Source organism: Providencia sp. PROV205, from assembly GCF_028479505.1.
GTDB lineage: Bacteria > Pseudomonadota > Gammaproteobacteria > Enterobacterales > Enterobacteriaceae > Providencia > Providencia huaxiensis.
This window is the reverse complement of record NZ_JAMPNU010000039.1, coordinates 1-19,798: the sequence shown is the minus strand read 5'-3', so window position 1 is coordinate 19,798 and position 19,798 is coordinate 1. Positions and strand designations below refer to the sequence as shown.

The window sequence follows — 19,798 nt, the reverse complement described above, 5'->3', positions numbered from 1 at the left end:
TATTTAAGAAGGTGACGCTGTCACTGCCCATCCAGCCCGCGAATAGGCTTAATTGTGTCCCAAGAGCGACAAGATGGGCAATGCCAATATAATGCACGCGATGTAAACCCACATTTATGGCAACGATAATCGGGTTTTGTACGAATTTGTTCTCCTACCATTTTACGAAGCAAAATCAAACTTTCTTTTGCCCTTCCATCTTCGGCTTCTTCAAGATGGTAGTCCATTAAACGATAGAATAAACGCATGGTAGGATGGCGTTGAATTTGGTCATTAATATAATTTGCAGCAGCTTCATGGTTTTGTTTTTCAACAATAATATCAGCTAAATAAAGTTCTGCGATAGCCCCTGAATTACCTGCAACACACTGACGTAGGTAATCTTCCCATTCATCTGCTTGGCCGGTATGTTGGTAGCAATCAAACAGTAAAGGTAATGTTTCAGCGACTAGCTCTCTATCTTGTTCATAGACTTGTTTTAGAACATGAATCGCTTTATCGTAATTACCTTGTTCGATAAATAACCGCCCCTTCATAATTGAAACCCGAGCACAGTGGTTATCGGCTTGTTCTGCTTTATTTAACAATGTCAGAGCATCTTCAAGATCATCACTCGCGAGTTGTTGGGTCGCTAATTCGCAATAAAAATGGGCAATTTGCTCTCGTAGTTCTGGATGCCCTGATTTAACCAGTTTACCTGCTGTTTCAATGGCTTTAGTCCAGTCACTAGTTAGTTGGTAAATATTTAATAGGGATTGTAAAGCACTTTGTTTGAAATCAACTTCATCCGTTAATTGCTGGAACATATTTTCTGCACGGTCATAAACGCCTGCAGCCATATAATCTCGACCAAGTTGTTGAGTTGCTAATAAACGTTGTTCAAATGATAAAGCGGCACTTTCCACCAGCGACTGGTGAATACGGATGGCACGTTCAACTTCACCTCGAGAGCGAAATAGATTTCCCAAAGTGAGATGAGCCTCAAAAGCGGAGCTGTCTTCATTTTTTAGCATGTCGAGGAACAAATCGACAGCTTTATCTTGTTGATTAGATAATAGAAAGTTAACGCCTGTCACATAATCACGTGACAAGCGATTCGCATGTTGTTGCTTATCTTGTTGAGCACTTCTGCGCCCCATATACCAACCGTAAGCAGCAGCAACCGGTAGCAGCAGAAACAGCAACTCGAACATACAGGATTATTCCTTGTTCTGAGTCGTCACTAATGAGGTTGATTCGGAAATATTATTTTCTCCAGCACCTAATTGTGATTCTAAACGTCTAATTTTACGACGTGCATTTTTCAGGCTAACAATGACCCGTAAATAAAACGCAGCACAGACTAGCCAACCTAGCACAAAACCGACACCAAAAAGTGATGCAAGAAGGGTTGATAATGAAAAATCCCCTTTTGCAATCAGGTAGTTAAATGTAATAACCTGATCATTGCTTGAACCTAGCGTAATCGAAATAATAAAAAAAGCGACCGCTAGTAATAAAATCAGAAAATATTTCACATTTATTCCCGTTATCAGTTCTATTCATCCAATAATATCTACCTGTTAAGGTAGCATTTCCAGCGCATTCAGACAAAGCAATTTATTTTATACAATGAGAGATTTAAGCTATATCCCCTCTAATAATGGTTAACTTGATGAAAGATTAATCGGCTTTGTTAAATACCCCCCATGTCCGCAAAATATAATAACCAAATATGGTAAAACAGGCACTGATGATCACGGAAGTAATTATATCAATAGGCCAATGCATGCCCAACAGCATACGGCTAAATGCAATACCCTCAGCCCAAATAGCAAGCCCTATCGATAACGCATATAAACGTTGTTGCCAAAAGAGCGCGATTAAAAACAATGCCCAGCCAGCTGCAAATAGCATATGACCAGAAGGAAAAGAATACCCTGTTTCTGCTTGCCAATGCTTACGCTGCCATTTAGGTACATTTTCATCTTGTTTAACTGTGTCTTTAATTAATTTCGCTCGTATACTACGTTTTAACTCATAAAAATCTGATGAAGGAATTTGATATTCGGTTGCCAACCATTCTACATAAGGGCGCGGTTCTTTAAATGTGCTTTTCAATGCGCTCTTCAAACCTTGTTGCAGTAATACAACGCAGATAAGAACAAACAGAATTTTTAGTCGCTGTTTCTTTTTTGAACGAAAAACAAATGCAACCGCCCCTAGAAATAACAGAGCCGTTAAAACACTGTAAGGCGCTCCCGCAGTGTCTGTCAGCCAAAGAAGCCATTTCATTGAGTTAAACTGGGTTTCTGGTGACCAATGCCAGCCGGTGATTATCATCAACATAGGCGGTGTCATTAATAACAATGCAAAAGCACAAACGACCAAAACAGTTTTTTTCATTCAATGTATTCCAAGTAAAGTTCTATTAAATATACAAATATTACATTCACACATTATTAACTCTGTTATAGTAATACAGTGTTGGTCGTGTGCAAAGAATACCAACCTCTATATGCTAAACGTCATATAGCATCGATGTAATATAGTTAAGCTACTTTATATCGATAAACGTTATTAATTAAGCAAGAGTTACTTTAACTAATGAAAGAAAATATGCAGCTAAAACGCGTTGCTGAAGCAAAGCTCCCAACACCTTTCGGTGAATTTTTAATGGTGGGTTTTGAAGAAATCGCAACCGGTCGTGATCATGTAGCGTTAATTTTTGGCGATATCTCTGGAAATACACCGGTTCTCAGCCGGATCCACTCCGAATGTTTAACCGGAGATGCGTTATTTAGTCTACGCTGCGATTGTGGTTTTCAATTAGAAGCCGCGCTCTCTCAGATTAGTAAAGAAGGCCGAGGAGTATTACTTTATCATCGTCAAGAAGGCCGAAACATTGGCTTGCTGAATAAAATTCGCGCTTATGCATTACAAGATCAAGGCCTCGATACGGTTGAAGCCAACATCAAACTCGGATTTAAAGCCGATGAGCGTGATTTTACCTTATGCTCTGATATGTATAAGTTATTGGGGATTAATGAAGTTCGCTTATTGACGAATAACCCGAAAAAAATCGACATCATGCGTGAAGCAGGAATTAACGTTGTAGAGCGTGTTCCACTGATTGTCGGCCGCAACCCAAGTAATGAACATTATCTTGACGTTAAAGCAGAAAAAATGGGGCACATGCTATTTAAGCACCAGTGATCTCACCAAAGGAAGAGTGTTCTGCTCTTCCCTTTGTTTCTCCTATTTCATTATAGCCTCTCAAAGTGTGCCATTTATTGGCTACTATATTCACTTTCTTTCCATAAGGTTTATACTGTTAGCCATCTGATTACCCTGACGAATAAACTGAATTCTTGAGGCTTATTCCGCATACTACCAGGAGATACTGTGAACAACCTGCATTCCATTCAACGCATGAGAAGATTGCGTAAAACTGAAAAACTCCGCACTTTATTCCAAGAAACACATCTTTCCGTTAATGACCTTTGCTTGCCAATTTTTGTTGAAGAAGAGCTCGACGACTATATGCCAATCAATAGCATGCCGGGTGTTATGCGTATTCCAGAAAAACGTCTTGCTTATGAAATTGAGCGTATCGCAAATGCAGGAATAAAATCAGTGATGACCTTTGGGGTCTCCCATCATCTTGATGATAATGGTAGTGATGCATGGCAAGAAAATGGTTTAGTGGCACGTATGTCACGTATCTGTAAAGAAACCGTTCCTGAAATGATAGTGATGTCTGACACCTGTTTTTGTGAATACACCTCCCATGGCCACTGTGGAGTCATGCACGGCCATCTCGTTGATAACGATGCAACCATCCATAACCTAGGTTTACAAGCGGTTGCCGCTGCACGCGCAGGTGCTGATTTTATTGCCCCTTCTGCCGCAATGGATGGTCAGGTAGCAGCAATTCGCCATGCACTTGATGAAGCTGGTTTTACAGACACCGCAATTATGTCTTACTCCACAAAATTTGCTTCAGCGCTGTATGGCCCATTCCGAGATGCAGCGGGTTCATGTCTTAAAGGGGATAGAAAAACGTATCAGATGAACCCAATGAACCGCCGTGAAGCACTCCATGAGTCATTAATTGATGAACGTGAAGGTGCTGACGCATTGATGATAAAACCTGCGGGAGCCTATTTGGATATTATTCGTGATTTACGCGAACATACTCAATTACCTATCGGTGCTTATCAAGTCAGTGGCGAATATGCGCAAATTAAATTTGCTGCTCAAGCGGGTGCAATTGATGAAACGCGTGTGGCTCTTGAAACACTCGGGTCAATCAAACGCGCAGGGGCTGACCTCATTTTCACTTATTTTGCTTTACAATTAGCCGAAGCCAACGCGTTATAACCTCTTTCCGTTAAAGAAAACCGCACTACTGTATATAATCACAGTAGTGCGGTTTTTTGCCATTTTTGGTGAATAATAATACTTAAACTGCCTTACTTATAACCAAATGGCTATTTTACTCTTTGCAATTCAAGTTGTTGAGTTAAAGTTTGGGCATAATGCTTCGCCTGTTCTGCCGTTGCCAAACCGGCAATTAATAAATCTTGTTTACCCGCAGATGTCGTTGCAACCACTCCCCAGTAATCAACTTCAACTGTAATACTTTCAGGGTCTTGATCTGGCATTGGCAAAATATCAAAGTAGTCTTGTAATGGTGCAATAGTAATGGCGGTGTAATCTGCATTTAAGCCCAATGGAAATTCTTTATCTGCATATAGACGCAAATCATGAACTTCCGTTTCAGGTGTTCTCATCACAATAGAATATAAGTTAGGTATGTGCTCCAAAATGTCACGAACCTCTTCGTTCGCACCATCAAAATGGGATGTGGTTAATAAGATATCTGCTGCCCACAATGCCCCTTTATAGAAATCGGTTTCATTGATATCTGCCATACTCATTTCCTTTATAGTGTTTTCGATAAGCTCAGTCACATGGTGACCTGTACTAAAGCTATTACATTCAATTATTTTGCACAAAGAAACTTATTTATGGCGAACTTCACCCTATTTTCATTTAGCCTAGTTGCGACTATTTTCTCCTTTAATCTACCGTCTATTTAACACCATAACGTAGATTGCCATCAAAAATATTGAGAAAAAACAAGATTGATAAATAAGATTAAATATTAAAAAACAAAAACGCCCGTAGGATACAATCATACAGGCGTTTAGCTATTACGGTTTAATGATTAATGTAGCATCTGCCTTATCACATAATGCAAAATACCACCATGACGGTAATAATCCATCTCAGTTGACGTATCAATACGACAGCGAGTTATAACTTCCTTTATATCACCATTGCCATAAGTGATCCTCACTGTGATATCCTGCCCTGGGGTAATTGATTGTAACCCTGTGACATCAATGCGTTCATCACCTTTTAACCCGAGCGTTTTGCGAGATACCCCATCTTTGAATTCTAGAGGTATAACCCCCATGCCAATCAAATTAGAACGGTGGATACGCTCATATGATTCAGTAATAACGACTCTCACACCTAATAAATTTGTGCCTTTCGCAGCCCAATCTCGGCTAGAACCTGAACCGTATTCTTTACCTGCGATTATGGCCAGTGGGCGATTTTCTTGTTGATACAACATTGCCGCATCATAAATCGCCATTTGTTTGCCAGTCGGTATATGTAAGGTATAGCCCCCTTCAACACCGGGCACCATTTCATTACGAATACGAATGTTTGCAAATGTCCCCCGCATCATCACTTCATGGTTACCACGACGCGAACCATAAGAGTTGAAATCTGCGACAGCAACACCGTGCTCTTGCAGATATCGTCCTGCTGGGCTCTCTTTTTTGATATTCCCCGCAGGAGAAATATGGTCAGTAGTTACCGAGTCGCCGAGGATCGCTAAAATATTTGCACCATGAATATCGTTGACCGGTGCTGGCTGGGCTTTCATCCCCTCGAAGAAAGGTGGATGACGAATATAGGTTGAGTCTTCTTGCCAAGAATAAGTGGAAGAACTTTCAACTTTTAATGCTCTCCAAGCGTCATCACCTTCAAAAACCGCATTATATTCCTTACGGAACATATCTGTTTTAACTTGCTGTACAGCTTGCGCAATTTCAGCACTCGATGGCCAAATATCTTTCAAGTAAACATCGTTACCTGATTTATCGACACCGATAGGATCGGTTTTCAAGTTGATATTCATATTACCCGCCAGCGCATAGGCAACCACAAGTGGCGGTGATGCTAACCAGTTGGTTTTCACCAGTGGGTGAATTCGCCCCTCAAAGTTACGGTTACCTGACAGCACGGCACCAACAGTAAGATCTACTTGTTTAATCGCTTCTTCTATTGGTTCTGGTAATGGCCCTGAGTTACCTATACAGGTTGTACATCCATACCCAACAAGGTTAAATCCAAGCTTATCTAAATACGGCGTTAAGCCCGCAACGGCAAGATAATCAGTAACCACTTTAGAGCCCGGTGCCAATGAAGATTTAACCCATGGCTGGCGAACTAACCCTTTTTCAACAGCTTTTTTTGCTAATAGCCCCGCTGCCATTAATACACTTGGGTTCGACGTATTTGTACAAGATGTAATTGCTGCAATAACGACTGCGCCATCGGTTAACTCAAAGGTTTTATTTTGATATTTAACGGAAGGATAGCTTGATGGGGTTTTCTTGTTAACTTCTAACTCGACTGCACCGCGAAATGCTTTTGGTACTTGGCTGAGTTCAACTCTGTCTTGTGGACGTTTAGGCCCTGCTAAGCTGGACTCCACCGTTGACATGTCTAACTCAAGTGTACTGGTAAAAATCGGTTCATCACCTGCATAACGCCATAAACCCTGCTCTTTACTATAAGCTTCCACCAGCGCAATTTCATCATCACTGCGCCCAGTTAAACGCATATAAGCCAGTGTTACTTCATCAACAGGGAAAAAGCCACACGTTGCGCCATATTCAGGAGACATATTCGCAATTGTTGCTCGGTCTGCTAATGGCAAATCGGCCAAGCCGTCACCATAAAATTCAACAAATTTACCCACTACACCATGTTGACGTAGCATTTGTGTCACGGTTAATACAAGGTCGGTTGCCGTTATCCCTTCGGGTAATTTCCCTGTTAATTTAAAACCAACAACATCAGGGATCAGCATTGAAACCGGTTGGCCTAACATCGCGGCTTCAGCTTCGATACCACCGACACCCCATCCTAGTACACCGAGCCCGTTGATCATGGTTGTATGGGAGTCTGTTCCGACTAAGGTATCCGGGTAAGCATATAATTTACCGTCAATTTCTTCATGCCATACCGCCTTACCTAGGTATTCTAAATTAACTTGGTGACAAATACCGGTACCCGGTGGCACCACTTGAAAACGGTTAAATGCTTTTTGCCCCCAACGTAGAAATAAATAACGTTCATGGTTACGCGCCATTTCAATTTCAACGTTATCATCAAAAGCAGATTGCGTGGCAAACTCATCCACCATAACAGAGTGGTCAATCACTAAATCAACGGGAGACAACGGGTTCACTTGCTCAACATTACCACCTAGTGATTTAACCGCTTCACGCATCGCAGCAAGGTCAACAACCGCCGGGACTCCGGTAAAATCTTGCATGAGAACACGCGCGGGGCGATAAGCAATTTCCCTATCTGCATGCGCGTTTTTTTGCCAGTCAATGATAGCTTGTAAATCTTGTTCGACAACTGAGCTCCCATCAATATGACGTAATAGGTTTTCGAGTAAGACTTTTAATGACTTAGGTAACTTCGTCCCCTCACCGAGCTTTTTTTCAGCAAGCGCTAAACTGAAGTAATTATACTGCTTGTTTCCAACATTGAGTGTCGAGGCACTCGTTGTTTTTAGACTCAACGACATAACTCCTCCTTGGTTTTTATGGCTATGGCAATATATGTATTTACCACTATTATTTTTTGTTAACCAATTGTAATCATAGTTGCTCTAGAGATTTGATTTATAGATTTTGTGCCAAATATTGAATTTATCTCTATTAATAATAGAAAATTTAAGATAAGAATGGAAATAAGTCAGAAAAAAACCGAGAACACCAGCTAGGTATTAATAATAAAAACCCTAGAAATACGATCACTAGGGTTCCTTCTTACAAATTAAGACAATGCAAAAATATAAAGAAATTAAATAATAGGCAGTTTCATATCTTTAAAAAATTCTTCAATTTCGTCATTGTTACGAATAGCCACCGCTTTATCGACCACATCACGCGTTAGATGCGGTGCAAAGCGCCACATAAAATCATACATATAACTACGTAAGAAACTGGTACGCTTAAAACCGATCTTAGTTGTGCTATAGCTGAACTTATCACGCATATCAATTACAACTAAATCGCTATCACTAACAGGATCAACCGCCATACTCGCAATAATACCAATCCCTAGGCCTAATCTAACGTAGGTTTTGATCACGTCTGCATCGGTTGCGGTAAAAATAATTTTAGGCTCAAGACCAATTTTCTGAAATGCCACATCTAATTCTGAACGACCAGTAAACCCATGGGTATAGGTTACAATTTGATATTCAGCAATATCCTCAATAGTGACATTTTTTTTCTCCGCAAGTGGATGGTCTTTTTGCACAACCACACAGCGATTCCAATGGTAGCATGGCAACATAATCAAATCGTTATAAAGGTGTAATGCTTCGGTTGCTATCGCAAAATCACTGTTACCTTTGCAAACTTCCTCAGCGATTTGCGTTGGTGAGCCTTGCTGCATGTGCAATGAAACATGTGGATAACGCTCAATAAAACCTTTGATGGTTGGAGGCAAAGCATAGCGAGCTTGTGTATGTGTCGTGGCAATACTCAAGCTGCCTCTATCTGGATAAGTATGTTCCCCAGCAACCGAGCGGATCGCTTCTATTTTTGATAACACTTCGCGAGAGATCCGCACGACTTCTTCCCCTGCAGGGGTAACATGCGTTAAGTGCTTACCGCTACGTGCAAAAATTTGGATCCCCAGCTCATCCTCAAGCATCCGCACTTGTTTACTGATACCGGGCTGCGATGTAAAAAGCCCCTCAGCAGTTGAGGAGACATTCAAGTCATGGTTAACCACTTCAACAATATAACGTAATTGCTGCAATTTCATATTTCAGTCTACCTCATACATGGATAGTGTGCTTTTGCTATCTATAGCTAAAGAATATTAGATATAATCAAAAGTTATAATGGACTAATTTGATATAACAAATATAACATCATTATCATAAGAATAAACAGTATGATGATAAAATTTCATCTAAGTGCTATCCACAACGATGAAAAGCAGTAAGATTCTGCAAAGACGGATTAACTTTATTTCATTATGTGCTTCAATAAGTGAAATGAATTTTGCAAGACCCTTACTGCAAGGTTTAACGTATTGGAGTGGATATCGTAATTCTCAACGAAGAGAGGTGGTTACATGCGTTTGAATGTTTTGGCTTTATTAATTGGTATGTCAACTATTTCTTTTGCCCCTACGCTATTGGCGAAAGAAGTCAGTTATGGACAACAAAAAATTGTTTTGTCTGATGCAATTGAACCCGGAAATGATTTTTATCGTTATGTTAATGACGATTGGATAAATAAAGCACAAATCCCTACTGGTATGCCACGCATTAATTCTTTTGTGGAATTATATTTAAACACAGAAAAACAAATTCAATCGATTATTGACCAACTACAGCAGATCCCTGAAAACAAGCTCACGCATAATCAACGAAATATTCGAAATTTATACCTCAGTTACCTGAATGAAAAAGCTATTGAGCAAGCTGGAATTACCCCAATAAAATCCGATTTAGATGCCATTTCTAAAGCTAAAAACCATAATGATATTAGCAAATTAATGACAAAACCCGACTATAAATCGCTGATTTCCTACTGGGTAGACTTAGATGCCAAAGCACCTGATACCTATGTACTTTATATCGGCCAAGGCGGTTTAGGGCTACCTAACCGTACTTATTACCTCGATAACACACCGCAAATGGAAGATATTCGAAAAAGTTATATCGCTTATATCGCTACCATGCTAGAGCTAGCCGGTGAAAAAGATGTCACACAAAAAGCACAGAAAATTTTTGATTTGGAAAAAGCAATAGCAACTGTACATTGGAGCCCTGAGGCCCGCCGTGACACGATCAAAAACTACCACGCGATGAGCTTGACCGAAATGAAAAACCATACACAAGGTTTTGATTGGGATAGCTTTATTACTAGCCGAAAATTAACTGATAAACAACTTGAGAAAGTGATCGTTGAAACCGACAGCGCAGTGGAACAAACCGCAAAAATTTTTGCAGATACCCCAGTTTCAACATTAAAAGATTACTTAACCTTTCAGTACATTAGTGAACATGCACGTTATTTAAACCAAACCATCGCAGATGCGCAGTTTAATTTTTACTCGAAGAAACTTAATGGTATTGAAAAGCAACGCACCCGCCAAGAACGTGCGTTGCAAACCGTTAACTCACTCCAAGGTGAGCCTTTAGGGCAAATTTACGTCGAACAATATTTCGACCCACAAGCAAAAGAAAAAATTAAAGATTTGGTCAGTTATGTGAGAGGAACATTTAATTCACGCTTAAAAGTCAATGACTGGATGGATGAGCCCACTCGCCAAGAAGCCCTTAGAAAATTGGAACAATTTACGGTTAAAGTGGGTTATCCCGATCAATGGAATGACTTTAGTTCGATTAACCTCAAGCCCGATTCATTATTAAAGAATTATAAGCAAGTTCTAGCTTGGTCATATGATGATATGATTGGCAAAATTGGCCAACCTGTTCGTCAATGGGAATGGGGAATGACGCCACAAACAGTCAATGCCTATTTCAACCCAGTTCAAAACGAAATTGTATTCCCTGCAGCTATTTTGCAGGCCCCTTTCTTTGACCCTAATGTTGACCCTGCCTATAACTATGGTGCAATAGGTGCCGTAATCGGCCACGAAATGGGCCATGGTTTTGACGACCAAGGTAGTCTATATGACGGTACTGGGCAATTACGTAACTGGTGGAGTGAGAGCGCCAAAACTCACTTTAAAGAAAAGACCGCTAAGCTTGTTGATCAATATAACGCATTTACTGTTGATGGTTTAAATGTAAATGGCGAGCTTACATTAGGGGAAAATATCGGTGACCTCGGTGGGTTAAATATTGCCTTGAGTGCTTATAAACAATTCGCCAAAGAAAACTATCCAAATGGTGAGGCCCCAATTATTGACGGAACAACTGGGTTACAACGTTTCTTCATCGCTTGGGCTCGTACATGGCAAGAACTGTCAAATAAAGAATCTGAACGTAATAAGATTATGACTGACCCTCATAGTCCTAACCAATTCCGTGCTAATGGTGTAGTACGCAATATTGATGATTGGTACCAAACATTCGGTGTCGATAAAAATAGCGCTCTGTATTTGGAGCCAGAGCAACGTATTCGTATTTGGTAATATAAAAAAAGCTCAGATTATTTTCTGGGCCCTTCATAGCTAGGCAGCAAGTGGCGCTAAACCCTAGAGCATACATAAATATGTAACTAAAATTAGCAACCCTGGCCAATAGCACTATGACTTGAAATATTACTCAAATAAACGTTTTAATACGCTAAATAGTTCAAGTTGTGGCTAGCAGCAAGTGGTGCTAAACCCTAGAGCATACATAAATATATAACTAAAATTAGCAACCCCGGCCAATAGCACTATGACTTGAAATATTACTCAAATAAACGTTTTAATACGCTAAATAGTTCAAGTTGTGGCTAGGCAGCAAGCGGCGCTAAGCCCTAGGAGCATACATAAGTATGTGACTAGGGTTAGCAAGCGCAGCTAACAACGCCACAGCTTGAAATATGACGCGTATTATTTGATGACGCCGCAGGCCATTCTAGCCCCACCACCGCCTAACGCTTCTGGATTATCAGAATAGTTATCACCACCCACATGCACCATCAATGCACGATCTTGAACATCTTTGAGTGATTTTAAACGTGGTGCTAATACCGCATAATCAGCATTACCTTGGCTATCAGCAACAAGGCCAGGTAAATCGCCTAAATGCCCAGTATTATCATAAGGGCCTTTATGGACACCTGTTTTAGCTGTGTCTAGATGACCACCTGCTTTTAATGCTGGAACTGATTTACCGTCTTTTTCTCCGGGTTCACAGCTTGGGTTTTCATGAATATGAAACCCATGAATGCCAGCTTGCAGGCCCGTTAATTTGGGCGTGAACAGTAATCCATATTCCGTTTCTGAGATAACAACCTCACCTATTGCTTTACCATCACCTGTTGGGGTCGCTTCTTTTAATACAACAGTAGATTGAGCAGCGTATGCTGTCCCCGCTGTCAATAATGCAGCCAGTAAACACATTTTTAACTTCATTTTGCCTCCGGTGTATAACTTTTATCTATCATTCCATCGACTTACCTAAACACCTTAACAAGGTAAGAACTATTACTGTCAATTAATAACCACAACGACTTTATCTTAAGTTAACACAAATTAGTTATCACTTTGGTGCTACATTTGAGTTTAGTTGAAAATTGGCGGTTATATCACAGTGAGCGATAAGAAATAAAGGAAATGACAGTATAACAGTGGGTTATTCACCGATAGGCATTGATATGAAATTGACAAGTTAACAAAAAAGCCAATCAAATTAAATGATTGGCTTTTTTTCTTGAAAACAAAAGAGAACAATTATTTCTCTTTCACTTCCCATTTACCGTCAACGTAAAATGCACTCCAACCCGTTGCTTTGCCATTTTTTTCTGAAGAAACATATTGTTGCTTCGTTTTACGGCTAAAACGGACGACAGTTGGGTTACCTTCGCCGTCTTCAGCTGGTGCTTCCGCCAAATAAGCAAGTTTTTCAGGTAAACGGTCTTTAAAGCGTTGTAATTCTGCAACTAGTGGTGCACGTGTTTCCCGTGATTTAGGGAATGTATTTGCCGCAAGGAAAACCCCAGCTGCGCCATCACGTAACACAAAATACGCATCGGACTTTTCACATGGAAGTTCCGGTAATGGAACCGGATCTTCTTTCGGTGGTGCGACTTCACCACTTCGTAAAATTTTACGCGTATTTTTACACTCTTCGTTGGTACACCCCATGTACTTACCAAAACGCCCCATTTTCAGGTGCATTTCCGAACCACACTTGTCACATTCAATGACTGGGCCATCGTAACCCTTAATACGGAATTCGCCTTCTTCGATTTCATAGCCTTCACATGCCGGGTTATTACCACAGACATGTAATTTACGGCCATTATCAATCAAATAGCTGTCCATCGCGGTGCCACATTTTGGACAACGACGTTTTGCTCTTAACGCATTAGTTTCCGCATCATCCCCTTCAAGCACATTTAAGACTTCATCTTCAGGGATAAGGTTGATTGTTTTTTTACAACGTTCTTTTGGTGGTAAAGCGTAACCAGAACAACCTAAAAATACCCCGGTTGACGCGGTACGAATACCCATATGGCGTTCACAATCAGGGCAAATGATTGAAGTGATCACCATTGGATTGGTGCGCATTCCACCTTCTTCCGGTTCTTTTTCAGCAACGTTTAGCTGCTTACTGAAGTCAGAGAAGAATTCATCTAACACCGCTTTCCATTCGGCATCATGATTAGCAACGTGGTCAAGTTGGTCTTCCATACGCGCAGTAAAATCGTAGTTCATCAGGTCGTTAAAGTTTTCCTCTAATCGATCGGTTACGATTTCACCCATTTTCTCTGCATAGAAACGACGATTTTCAACTTTGACATAACCTCTGTCTTGGATCGTCGAAATAATCGCTGCATACGTTGAAGGTCGACCAATACCGCGTTTTTCTAGCTCTTTAACCAAAGATGCTTCACTAAAACGTGCTGGCGGCTTGGTAAAGTGCTGGCTAGGCAATAACTCAGTTAATGACAATTCCACACCAACTTGTATTGGCGGTAATGTTTTATCTTCATCATTTTTACGCAATGCAGGCATGACTTTCGTCCAACCATCAAAGCGCAGAGTACGCCCTTTGGCTTTTAGTTCAAAATCCCCTGCTTTGACCGTTAAGGTTGTTGAATCATATTTCGCAGGTGTCATTTGACACGCCACAAATTGATTCCAAATCAATTGATACAACCTTTTCGCGTCGTTCTCCATGTCTTTTAGTGATTCAGGTAAAACATCGACACTCGAAGGACGAATGGCTTCGTGCGCCTCTTGCGAATTATCTTTACTACTATAAACATTCGCCTCTTTTGGCAGGTATTTCGCGCCAAAATTATCATTAATATAACCACGAACCATGTCGAGTGCATCTTGGCTCAAGTTTGTTGAGTCAGTACGCATATAGGTGATGTACCCAGCTTCATAAAGGCGCTGAGCCATCATCATGGTTTTTTTCACGCCAAAACCTAAACGGGTGCTGGCGGCTTGTTGTAGCGTTGACGTGATATACGGTGCGCTCGGCTTGCTTGACGTCGGCCTATCTTCACGGTCAACAACCGAAAAACGCGCTTTCTCGAGGAGCTTAACCGCTGCTTCTGTTTGCGCTTTATTGACCGGCTTAAATGCCTTACCACCTTGTGAAGTGACTTCCATACGCAAGTTAGCGACATCTTTATCCGCTAAATCGGCATGCAGTTCCCAATATTCTTCAGGAACGAAGGCTTTAATTTCCCTTTCACGTTCAACAATAAGTTTCACTGCAACGGATTGGACACGACCAGCAGATAAGCCTCGAGCCACTTTTTTCCACAACAGTGGAGAAACCATGTAACCCACAACTCGGTCCATAAAACGACGCGCTTGTTGTGCGTTAACTCTATCTATGTTTAATTCCCCAGGACTATCAAATGCCTGAGTGATCGCATTCTTCGTAATTTCATTAAATACAACTCGACTAAAACGAGTATCATCTCCACCTATCACTTCGCGTAAATGCCACGCAATGGCTTCCCCTTCGCGGTCCAAGTCCGTTGCGAGGTAGATGTGATCAGCATCCTCCGCCAGTGATTTAAGTTCAGAAACTACTTTTTCTTTACCAGGTAGAATTTGATAATTCGCTTTCCAACCCTGGTAAGGGTCAATCCCCATACGCTTAACTAATGCGTCACGCGGATCTTTTTTTACTTTCTTTGTTTTGTCGGTAGATGAGCCTGTACTCTTTTGTGAGCCGGTTTGTGAACCAGAGCCGCTTTTCGGCAGATCACGAATGTGGCCAACGCTGCTTTTTACAACGTAGCCACTGCCAAGATACTTATTAATCGTTTTGGCCTTTGCCGGGGACTCCACTATAACAAGAGCTTTACCCATATTTACCTTTACCTAAATATCAATAATGGCGCATTTCTACATTAAAATGCGCAAAATGAGGATCTCTTTTTTATATTGCGACACAATCACAATATATCAATATATTTTTAAACAATTATTTGTGTTGAAACAAAACTTATAAATTCAATCACGTTATTCTAAAAAGCACAAAGTGTCTTCTAGTCGACTGATTTTAACCATATAAAGATGTTTAGCCATAATTGAAAACCACACACTCTACCTGATAAAATGCTAGAAGCAACCAATTATTTTTTCAAGGAAGCCAACTTATGCAAGACAGTTTACCATTCATCACAAAGAAAGAGTTACTTGAAAAAGCTAATGATATCATAAAGAAACATGATGATTACATTCATGGTATGTTTGTTGATACCGTTGAGCAACATCGAGGTACTCTGGTATTTAAAGGGGAGTTCTTCTTGGATGAGAACAATATTCCTACTTTAAAGAGTACAGCTGCTTTTAATATGTACAAGCACCTCGCTCATGTACTATCAGAACAATACCAATTGAGTGATAATAACTAGTTAACACGTTTGCTCTTTGTATAAAATTTACCGGCTAACAAGCCGGTAAATTAATAGTAGATTTAAAAACGCTTATTCGCTAGGCGAAATTCAAAATTACAAGAGTGGTTTTTGTCCGCGTTGCCACCAGCGCAATAATAAGTTATCCACGCTCTTTGCCGCGCTTCCCATAAACTTATCCATCATTTTTTTACTTAATACATAACGAATACTAACTATTTCCTTAGTATCAATTGCATTAATAATAAAATCATCACTAACACCGATATTATCCACTAACCCTTTATCAAGCGCCTGTGAACCATACCAATACTCCCCCGTTGCAACAGCGGAAATATCTAAAGATGGGCGATTTTGATGCACAAATTGTTTAAATAATTCATGTGTTGAATTTAAATCTTCGACAAACTTCTTACGGCCTTGCTCCGTATTCTCACCTAACATGGTCAATGTGCGTTTGTATTCACCCGCAGTATGAAGTTCTACATCAACATCATGTTTTTTTAGTAACCGATGGATATTCGGAATTTGAGCGACAACACCGATCGAACCAATAATGGCAAATGGCGCTGCAATGATTTTATCTGCAATGCAAGCCATCATGTATCCGCCACTCGCCGCAACTTTATCAACCGCAATAGTCAGCGGGATATTTTTTTCTTTGATCCTTAATAATTGCGAGGCTGCTAAACCATAACCATGAACCATCCCTCCTGGGCTTTCAAGTCTTAGTAAAACCTCGTCTTGTTGATCAGCAACTGCAAGAATAGCACTGATCTCTTCACGTAAAGAAGCGACTTCACGGGCATCCATGCTACCCTTGAAGTCTAATACATATAAACAAGGCTTTTTAACCCCTGTTTGGCCTAACTTAGCCCCTGTTTTCTCACTTTTTGATTTTGCTTTCTGCTGTTTTTTAAATGCTTTTAGCCACGCTTTATGTTCTGATTCATTCATTTTTATCTGTTGCATTTGGCGCTGACGCTCACGATAGCTCTCACCTAAATCTGTGATTTTCAAAGCACCTTTTGCCCCTTGTCGACGCATGCCTACGCCAAACACAAAAACAGCTAGCAAAACCACCGCCACCAAAATTGTGACGATTTTTGCTAAAAATAGCCCATATAATGAGAAATACTCCACAATCTGATCCTTTTGATGTTTATCTTCAATACAAAAAATAATCTCACGATTACGCGCAAACAACCAGAAAAAAACAGAGTTAGCACGACAAACTTCGTTAATAACTATGTTAGATTAGCCAATTATCGCAATCAGTGCGATGATAACCATACATGCTAATCACTATAGTAGGAAAGAATATGCTCCAATATCAGCCTAGACAAGACCTATTGAAAGGTAAAACAATCCTTGTGACTGGTGCCGGTGATGGCATTGGCCGTGAAGCGGCACTCACTTATGCTCGCTATGGTGCATCCCTTATCCTTGTTGGTCGAACGCAGCATAAATTACAAGCCGTTAGTGATGAAATAGTGGCATTAGGTGGAAAGAATTCGCCGTGCTTTACGTTAGATTTATTAACAGCAACGATTGATGACTGCCATTCACTCGCCTCGCAAGTTGCCTCCATTGCACCTTATTTAGATGGCGTTTTACACAATGCTGGAATACTTGGTGTGGTTGCCCCTATCACTGAGCAACCAAGCGACCTCTGGCATGATGTTATGCAAATAAATGTTAATGCCACATTTATGCTAACCCAAGCTTTGCTCCCTCTATTGCTCAAAGCACCTAATGCCTCATTGATTTTTACCAGTTCAAGTGTAGGTAAACAGGGTCGCGCGGGTTGGGGAGCCTACGCTGTCTCCAAATTTGCAACTGAAGGTTTGATGCAAGTGTTATCCGAAGAATATAAGCAGAGCAATCTTCGAGTAAACTGTATTAATCCAGGCGGTACTCGAACCGCAATGCGAGCAAGTGCATTCCCTGACGAAGATCCACTTAAATTAAAAACCCCTACCGATATCATGCCTATTTATATCTATTTGATGGGTGATGATAGCCTGCGTAAAACAGGGGGAAGCTATGATGCTCAACCAGGGCGAAAACCGGGTGCTGCGGAGTAAAAACAATGTCTCAAAGCCGACACGAAGAACGCCAACAACGTTTAAAAGAAAAAGTGGATGCCCGAATCGAAGCTGCACAAATTGAACGGGGTATCGTGATTGTCTTTACTGGAAATGGGAAAGGCAAAACAACTGCTGCTTTTGGTACTGTCTGCCGTGCGGTAGGTCATGGTAAAAAAGCGGCCGTTGTTCAGTTTATTAAAGGCGGCTGGGATAATGGTGAACGTGAATTACTAGAGCCTCAAGGGGTTCCCTTCTATGTTATGTCAACCGGGTTCACATGGGAAACTCAAAACAAAGAGACAGACACCCTTGCCTGTATGGAAACATGGCAGTACGCCAAGCAATTGTTAAGCGATCCACAGTACGATTTAGTTATTTTAGATGAGCTAACCTACATGGTGAGTTATCATTACCTCCCATTAGCAGAAGTGATCCAGGCATTGCAAAGCCGTCCTGCCAATCAATCTGTCGTGGTCACTGGTAGAGGTTGCCACCGAGACTTAATTGAGTTAGCCGATACAGTAACAGAAATGCGCCCTGTAAAACATGCGTTTGATGTTGGAATTAAAGCTCAAAAAGGGATTGATTGGTAATAATCCGATAATAAAGTGCAATAATACGATGTTTTTTACAGTTATTGCACTTTTAATCTAAAGTTATTTAACTGCTCCATCAATCAATCTATAAAAAATTATTTATTCTTATTCATTTATAACGCCAATTTGGTGTAAATCTTAAATGAATAAATGTTTCAGATAATTTAAATTACTTTCAATAAATTTAGAAAATGAAATATCACAATTAATTTATAGCAATAAAAACAAAACATAAAAATAATTAATGATATTCATTATTATTTATCATTTTCATTAAACTGGATACGTATAACCACATCAGTAAAACTCTCTTATTAGACCAAAAGCACCCAAACACAACCATATGATAAAAAAGAAATTATTTTAAAATAACTGATATTCATCCGCTTTTAGTCAGCTTTGGTTATTTATCAATTAATAACGATATATTTACCCATGTTAACATTATTAATTTTATTTAGTTTTCTATTTAAGCATAATTAATCTGCAATAATGGATTGTTAGTTATCTTAGATTTTTCTATTTTATTTTAAGGAATATATATGAAAAACGCTTCAAGCTCTCATTTGAATTTCACTAAATTGAAATTTAACCCACTCTTTTTATGCATTTCAATAATCGTTGGAACCTCTACTGTTGCCCAAGCGGCAATTACACCAACTAATGGTGCTGGTATATTAAATCAAGGTAATGGGCCAACTGGCGAGCTAAAGTGATTTTAAACGAAATAAATTCGAATTCGGCAACCACCTTAAATGGCATGATTGAAGTTGCAGGAGGAGAAGCACAAGTTATCGTTACTAATGCATCGGGTATTACATGTAACAACTGTGGCTTTATCAATACGAACCGTACAACACTGACAACGGGTAAAGTAGAGCTAGCAAATGATGGTTCTATTGCTAACTATAATGTGCAGCAAGGTAAAATTGCCATCAATGGGAGATTAGATACCAATTCTCCGACAGATTTAATTGCGCGCTCGGTGGCCATTAATGGCATTTAATACCAAATTTGGGCTAACAGACCAAAATGGCGGCTTACAAACCAATAATGGTATCATTAAAGTTAAAGGTGATACGTTACATAATATCAATGGTTCTATTGTTGCAAATGTAAAAAATAATTCTGCAGTACGCAATGATGTTGATATTAATCTCAAAGCAGCACTCAATAATAATTATGGGAAAATTACAGCGGCTAATAACCAAAAGCTTAA

At 40.1% G+C, this 19,798-nt stretch carries 18 protein-coding genes; 9 read left to right on the top strand and 9 right to left on the bottom strand.

From position 1 onward, the window contains the following. Positions 1–20: 20 nt before the first annotated feature. The 3 genes from lapB to PR800_RS18705 form a co-directional block, all read right to left on the bottom strand. A complete protein-coding gene (gene lapB / locus PR800_RS18715) occupies positions 21–1,193 on the bottom strand; it encodes a lipopolysaccharide assembly protein LapB (RefSeq protein WP_102138612.1) in 1,173 nt (390 codons plus the stop codon). Positions 1,194–1,199: 6 nt separating this feature from the next. Continuing rightward, positions 1,200–1,517: a LapA family protein gene (locus PR800_RS18710; protein ID WP_102138613.1), complete on the bottom strand. Its 318-nt coding sequence runs from the start codon at positions 1,515–1,517 to the stop codon at positions 1,200–1,202. A 145-nt stretch (positions 1,518–1,662) separates the two neighbouring features. Next, entirely contained in the window at positions 1,663–2,385 is a 723-nt protein-coding gene (locus PR800_RS18705; RefSeq protein ID WP_166264945.1) for a phosphatase PAP2 family protein, read from the bottom strand. Between the two features lie 213 nt (positions 2,386–2,598). Between PR800_RS18705 and ribA the strand changes: the two genes are divergently transcribed. Together ribA and hemB are read left to right on the top strand one after the other, a co-directional pair. Beyond that, positions 2,599–3,195, top strand: a complete 597-nt coding sequence (gene ribA, locus PR800_RS18700) for a GTP cyclohydrolase II (protein ID WP_102138729.1) — start codon at positions 2,599–2,601, stop codon at positions 3,193–3,195. Between the two features lie 189 nt (positions 3,196–3,384). Then, a complete protein-coding gene (gene hemB, locus PR800_RS18695) occupies positions 3,385–4,362 on the top strand; it encodes a porphobilinogen synthase (protein ID WP_102138615.1) in 978 nt (325 codons plus the stop codon). A gap of 110 nt (positions 4,363–4,472) precedes the next feature. On the opposite strand, the gene PR800_RS18690 is transcribed toward hemB, so the two are convergent. The 3 genes from PR800_RS18690 to cysB all read right to left on the bottom strand — a co-directional run bounded on the left by PR800_RS18690 (position 4,473) and on the right by cysB (position 9,138). Beyond that, positions 4,473–4,916 (bottom strand): hypothetical protein, encoded by a 444-nt coding sequence (locus tag PR800_RS18690; RefSeq protein WP_272531239.1) that lies wholly within the window; start codon positions 4,914–4,916, stop codon positions 4,473–4,475. 296 nt (positions 4,917–5,212) lie between these two features. After that, the gene (gene acnA, locus PR800_RS18685; RefSeq protein ID WP_272531238.1) at positions 5,213–7,885 is read right to left on the bottom strand and encodes an aconitate hydratase AcnA; all 2,673 of its coding nucleotides are present in this window, start codon (positions 7,883–7,885) and stop codon (positions 5,213–5,215) included. 278 nt (positions 7,886–8,163) lie between these two features. After that, on the bottom strand, positions 8,164–9,138 hold the full coding sequence (cysB, locus tag PR800_RS18680) for an HTH-type transcriptional regulator CysB (RefSeq protein ID WP_102138618.1): 975 nt from the start codon (positions 9,136–9,138) through the stop codon (positions 8,164–8,166). Positions 9,139–9,453: 315 nt separating this feature from the next. Between cysB and PR800_RS18675 the strand changes: the two genes are divergently transcribed. Beyond that, the gene (locus tag PR800_RS18675) at positions 9,454–11,487 is read left to right on the top strand and encodes a M13 family metallopeptidase (RefSeq protein WP_272531237.1); all 2,034 of its coding nucleotides are present in this window, start codon (positions 9,454–9,456) and stop codon (positions 11,485–11,487) included. A gap of 408 nt (positions 11,488–11,895) precedes the next feature. Here PR800_RS18675 and sodC read toward each other — a convergent pair whose 3' ends face one another. Both sodC and topA read right to left on the bottom strand, forming a co-directional pair. Continuing rightward, on the bottom strand, positions 11,896–12,420 hold the full coding sequence (gene sodC, locus PR800_RS18670; RefSeq protein WP_102138620.1) for a superoxide dismutase family protein: 525 nt from the start codon (positions 12,418–12,420) through the stop codon (positions 11,896–11,898). Positions 12,421–12,738: 318 nt separating this feature from the next. Further along, on the bottom strand, positions 12,739–15,345 hold the full coding sequence (topA, locus tag PR800_RS18665; RefSeq protein WP_210844260.1) for a type I DNA topoisomerase: 2,607 nt from the start codon (positions 15,343–15,345) through the stop codon (positions 12,739–12,741). A 290-nt stretch (positions 15,346–15,635) separates the two neighbouring features. On the opposite strand from topA, the gene PR800_RS18660 reads away from it, so the two are divergent. Continuing rightward, complete coding sequence (locus tag PR800_RS18660; RefSeq protein ID WP_102138622.1) at positions 15,636–15,893, top strand: DUF2498 family protein; 258 nt, start codon at positions 15,636–15,638, stop codon at positions 15,891–15,893. 96 nt (positions 15,894–15,989) lie between these two features. Here the strand turns inward: PR800_RS18660 and sohB are convergent, their stop codons facing one another. Continuing rightward, on the bottom strand, positions 15,990–17,036 hold the full coding sequence (sohB, locus tag PR800_RS18655; protein ID WP_102138623.1) for a protease SohB: 1,047 nt from the start codon (positions 17,034–17,036) through the stop codon (positions 15,990–15,992). A gap of 179 nt (positions 17,037–17,215) precedes the next feature. Here sohB and PR800_RS18650 point away from each other — a divergent pair, with 179 nt between their 5' ends. The 5 genes from PR800_RS18650 to PR800_RS18630 form a co-directional block, all read left to right on the top strand. Further along, positions 17,216–17,980 (top strand): YciK family oxidoreductase, encoded by a 765-nt coding sequence (locus PR800_RS18650; RefSeq protein WP_272531236.1) that lies wholly within the window; start codon positions 17,216–17,218, stop codon positions 17,978–17,980. Positions 17,981–17,985: 5 nt separating this feature from the next. Continuing rightward, a complete protein-coding gene (gene cobO / locus PR800_RS18645) occupies positions 17,986–18,576 on the top strand; it encodes a cob(I)yrinic acid a,c-diamide adenosyltransferase (RefSeq protein ID WP_231068328.1) in 591 nt (196 codons plus the stop codon). A 545-nt stretch (positions 18,577–19,121) separates the two neighbouring features. After that, positions 19,122–19,295, top strand: a complete 174-nt coding sequence (locus PR800_RS18640; RefSeq protein WP_206276928.1) for a hypothetical protein — start codon at positions 19,122–19,124, stop codon at positions 19,293–19,295. Then, the gene (locus PR800_RS18635) at positions 19,292–19,585 is read left to right on the top strand and encodes a two-partner secretion domain-containing protein (RefSeq protein ID WP_272531235.1); all 294 of its coding nucleotides are present in this window, start codon (positions 19,292–19,294) and stop codon (positions 19,583–19,585) included. Before PR800_RS18640 ends, PR800_RS18635 begins: the two co-directional genes overlap by 4 nt. Further along, the coding region (locus PR800_RS18630) for a hypothetical protein (protein WP_272531234.1) at positions 19,575–19,798 on the top strand (224 nt) is incomplete at its 3' end. The genes PR800_RS18635 and PR800_RS18630, both read left to right, overlap by 11 nt.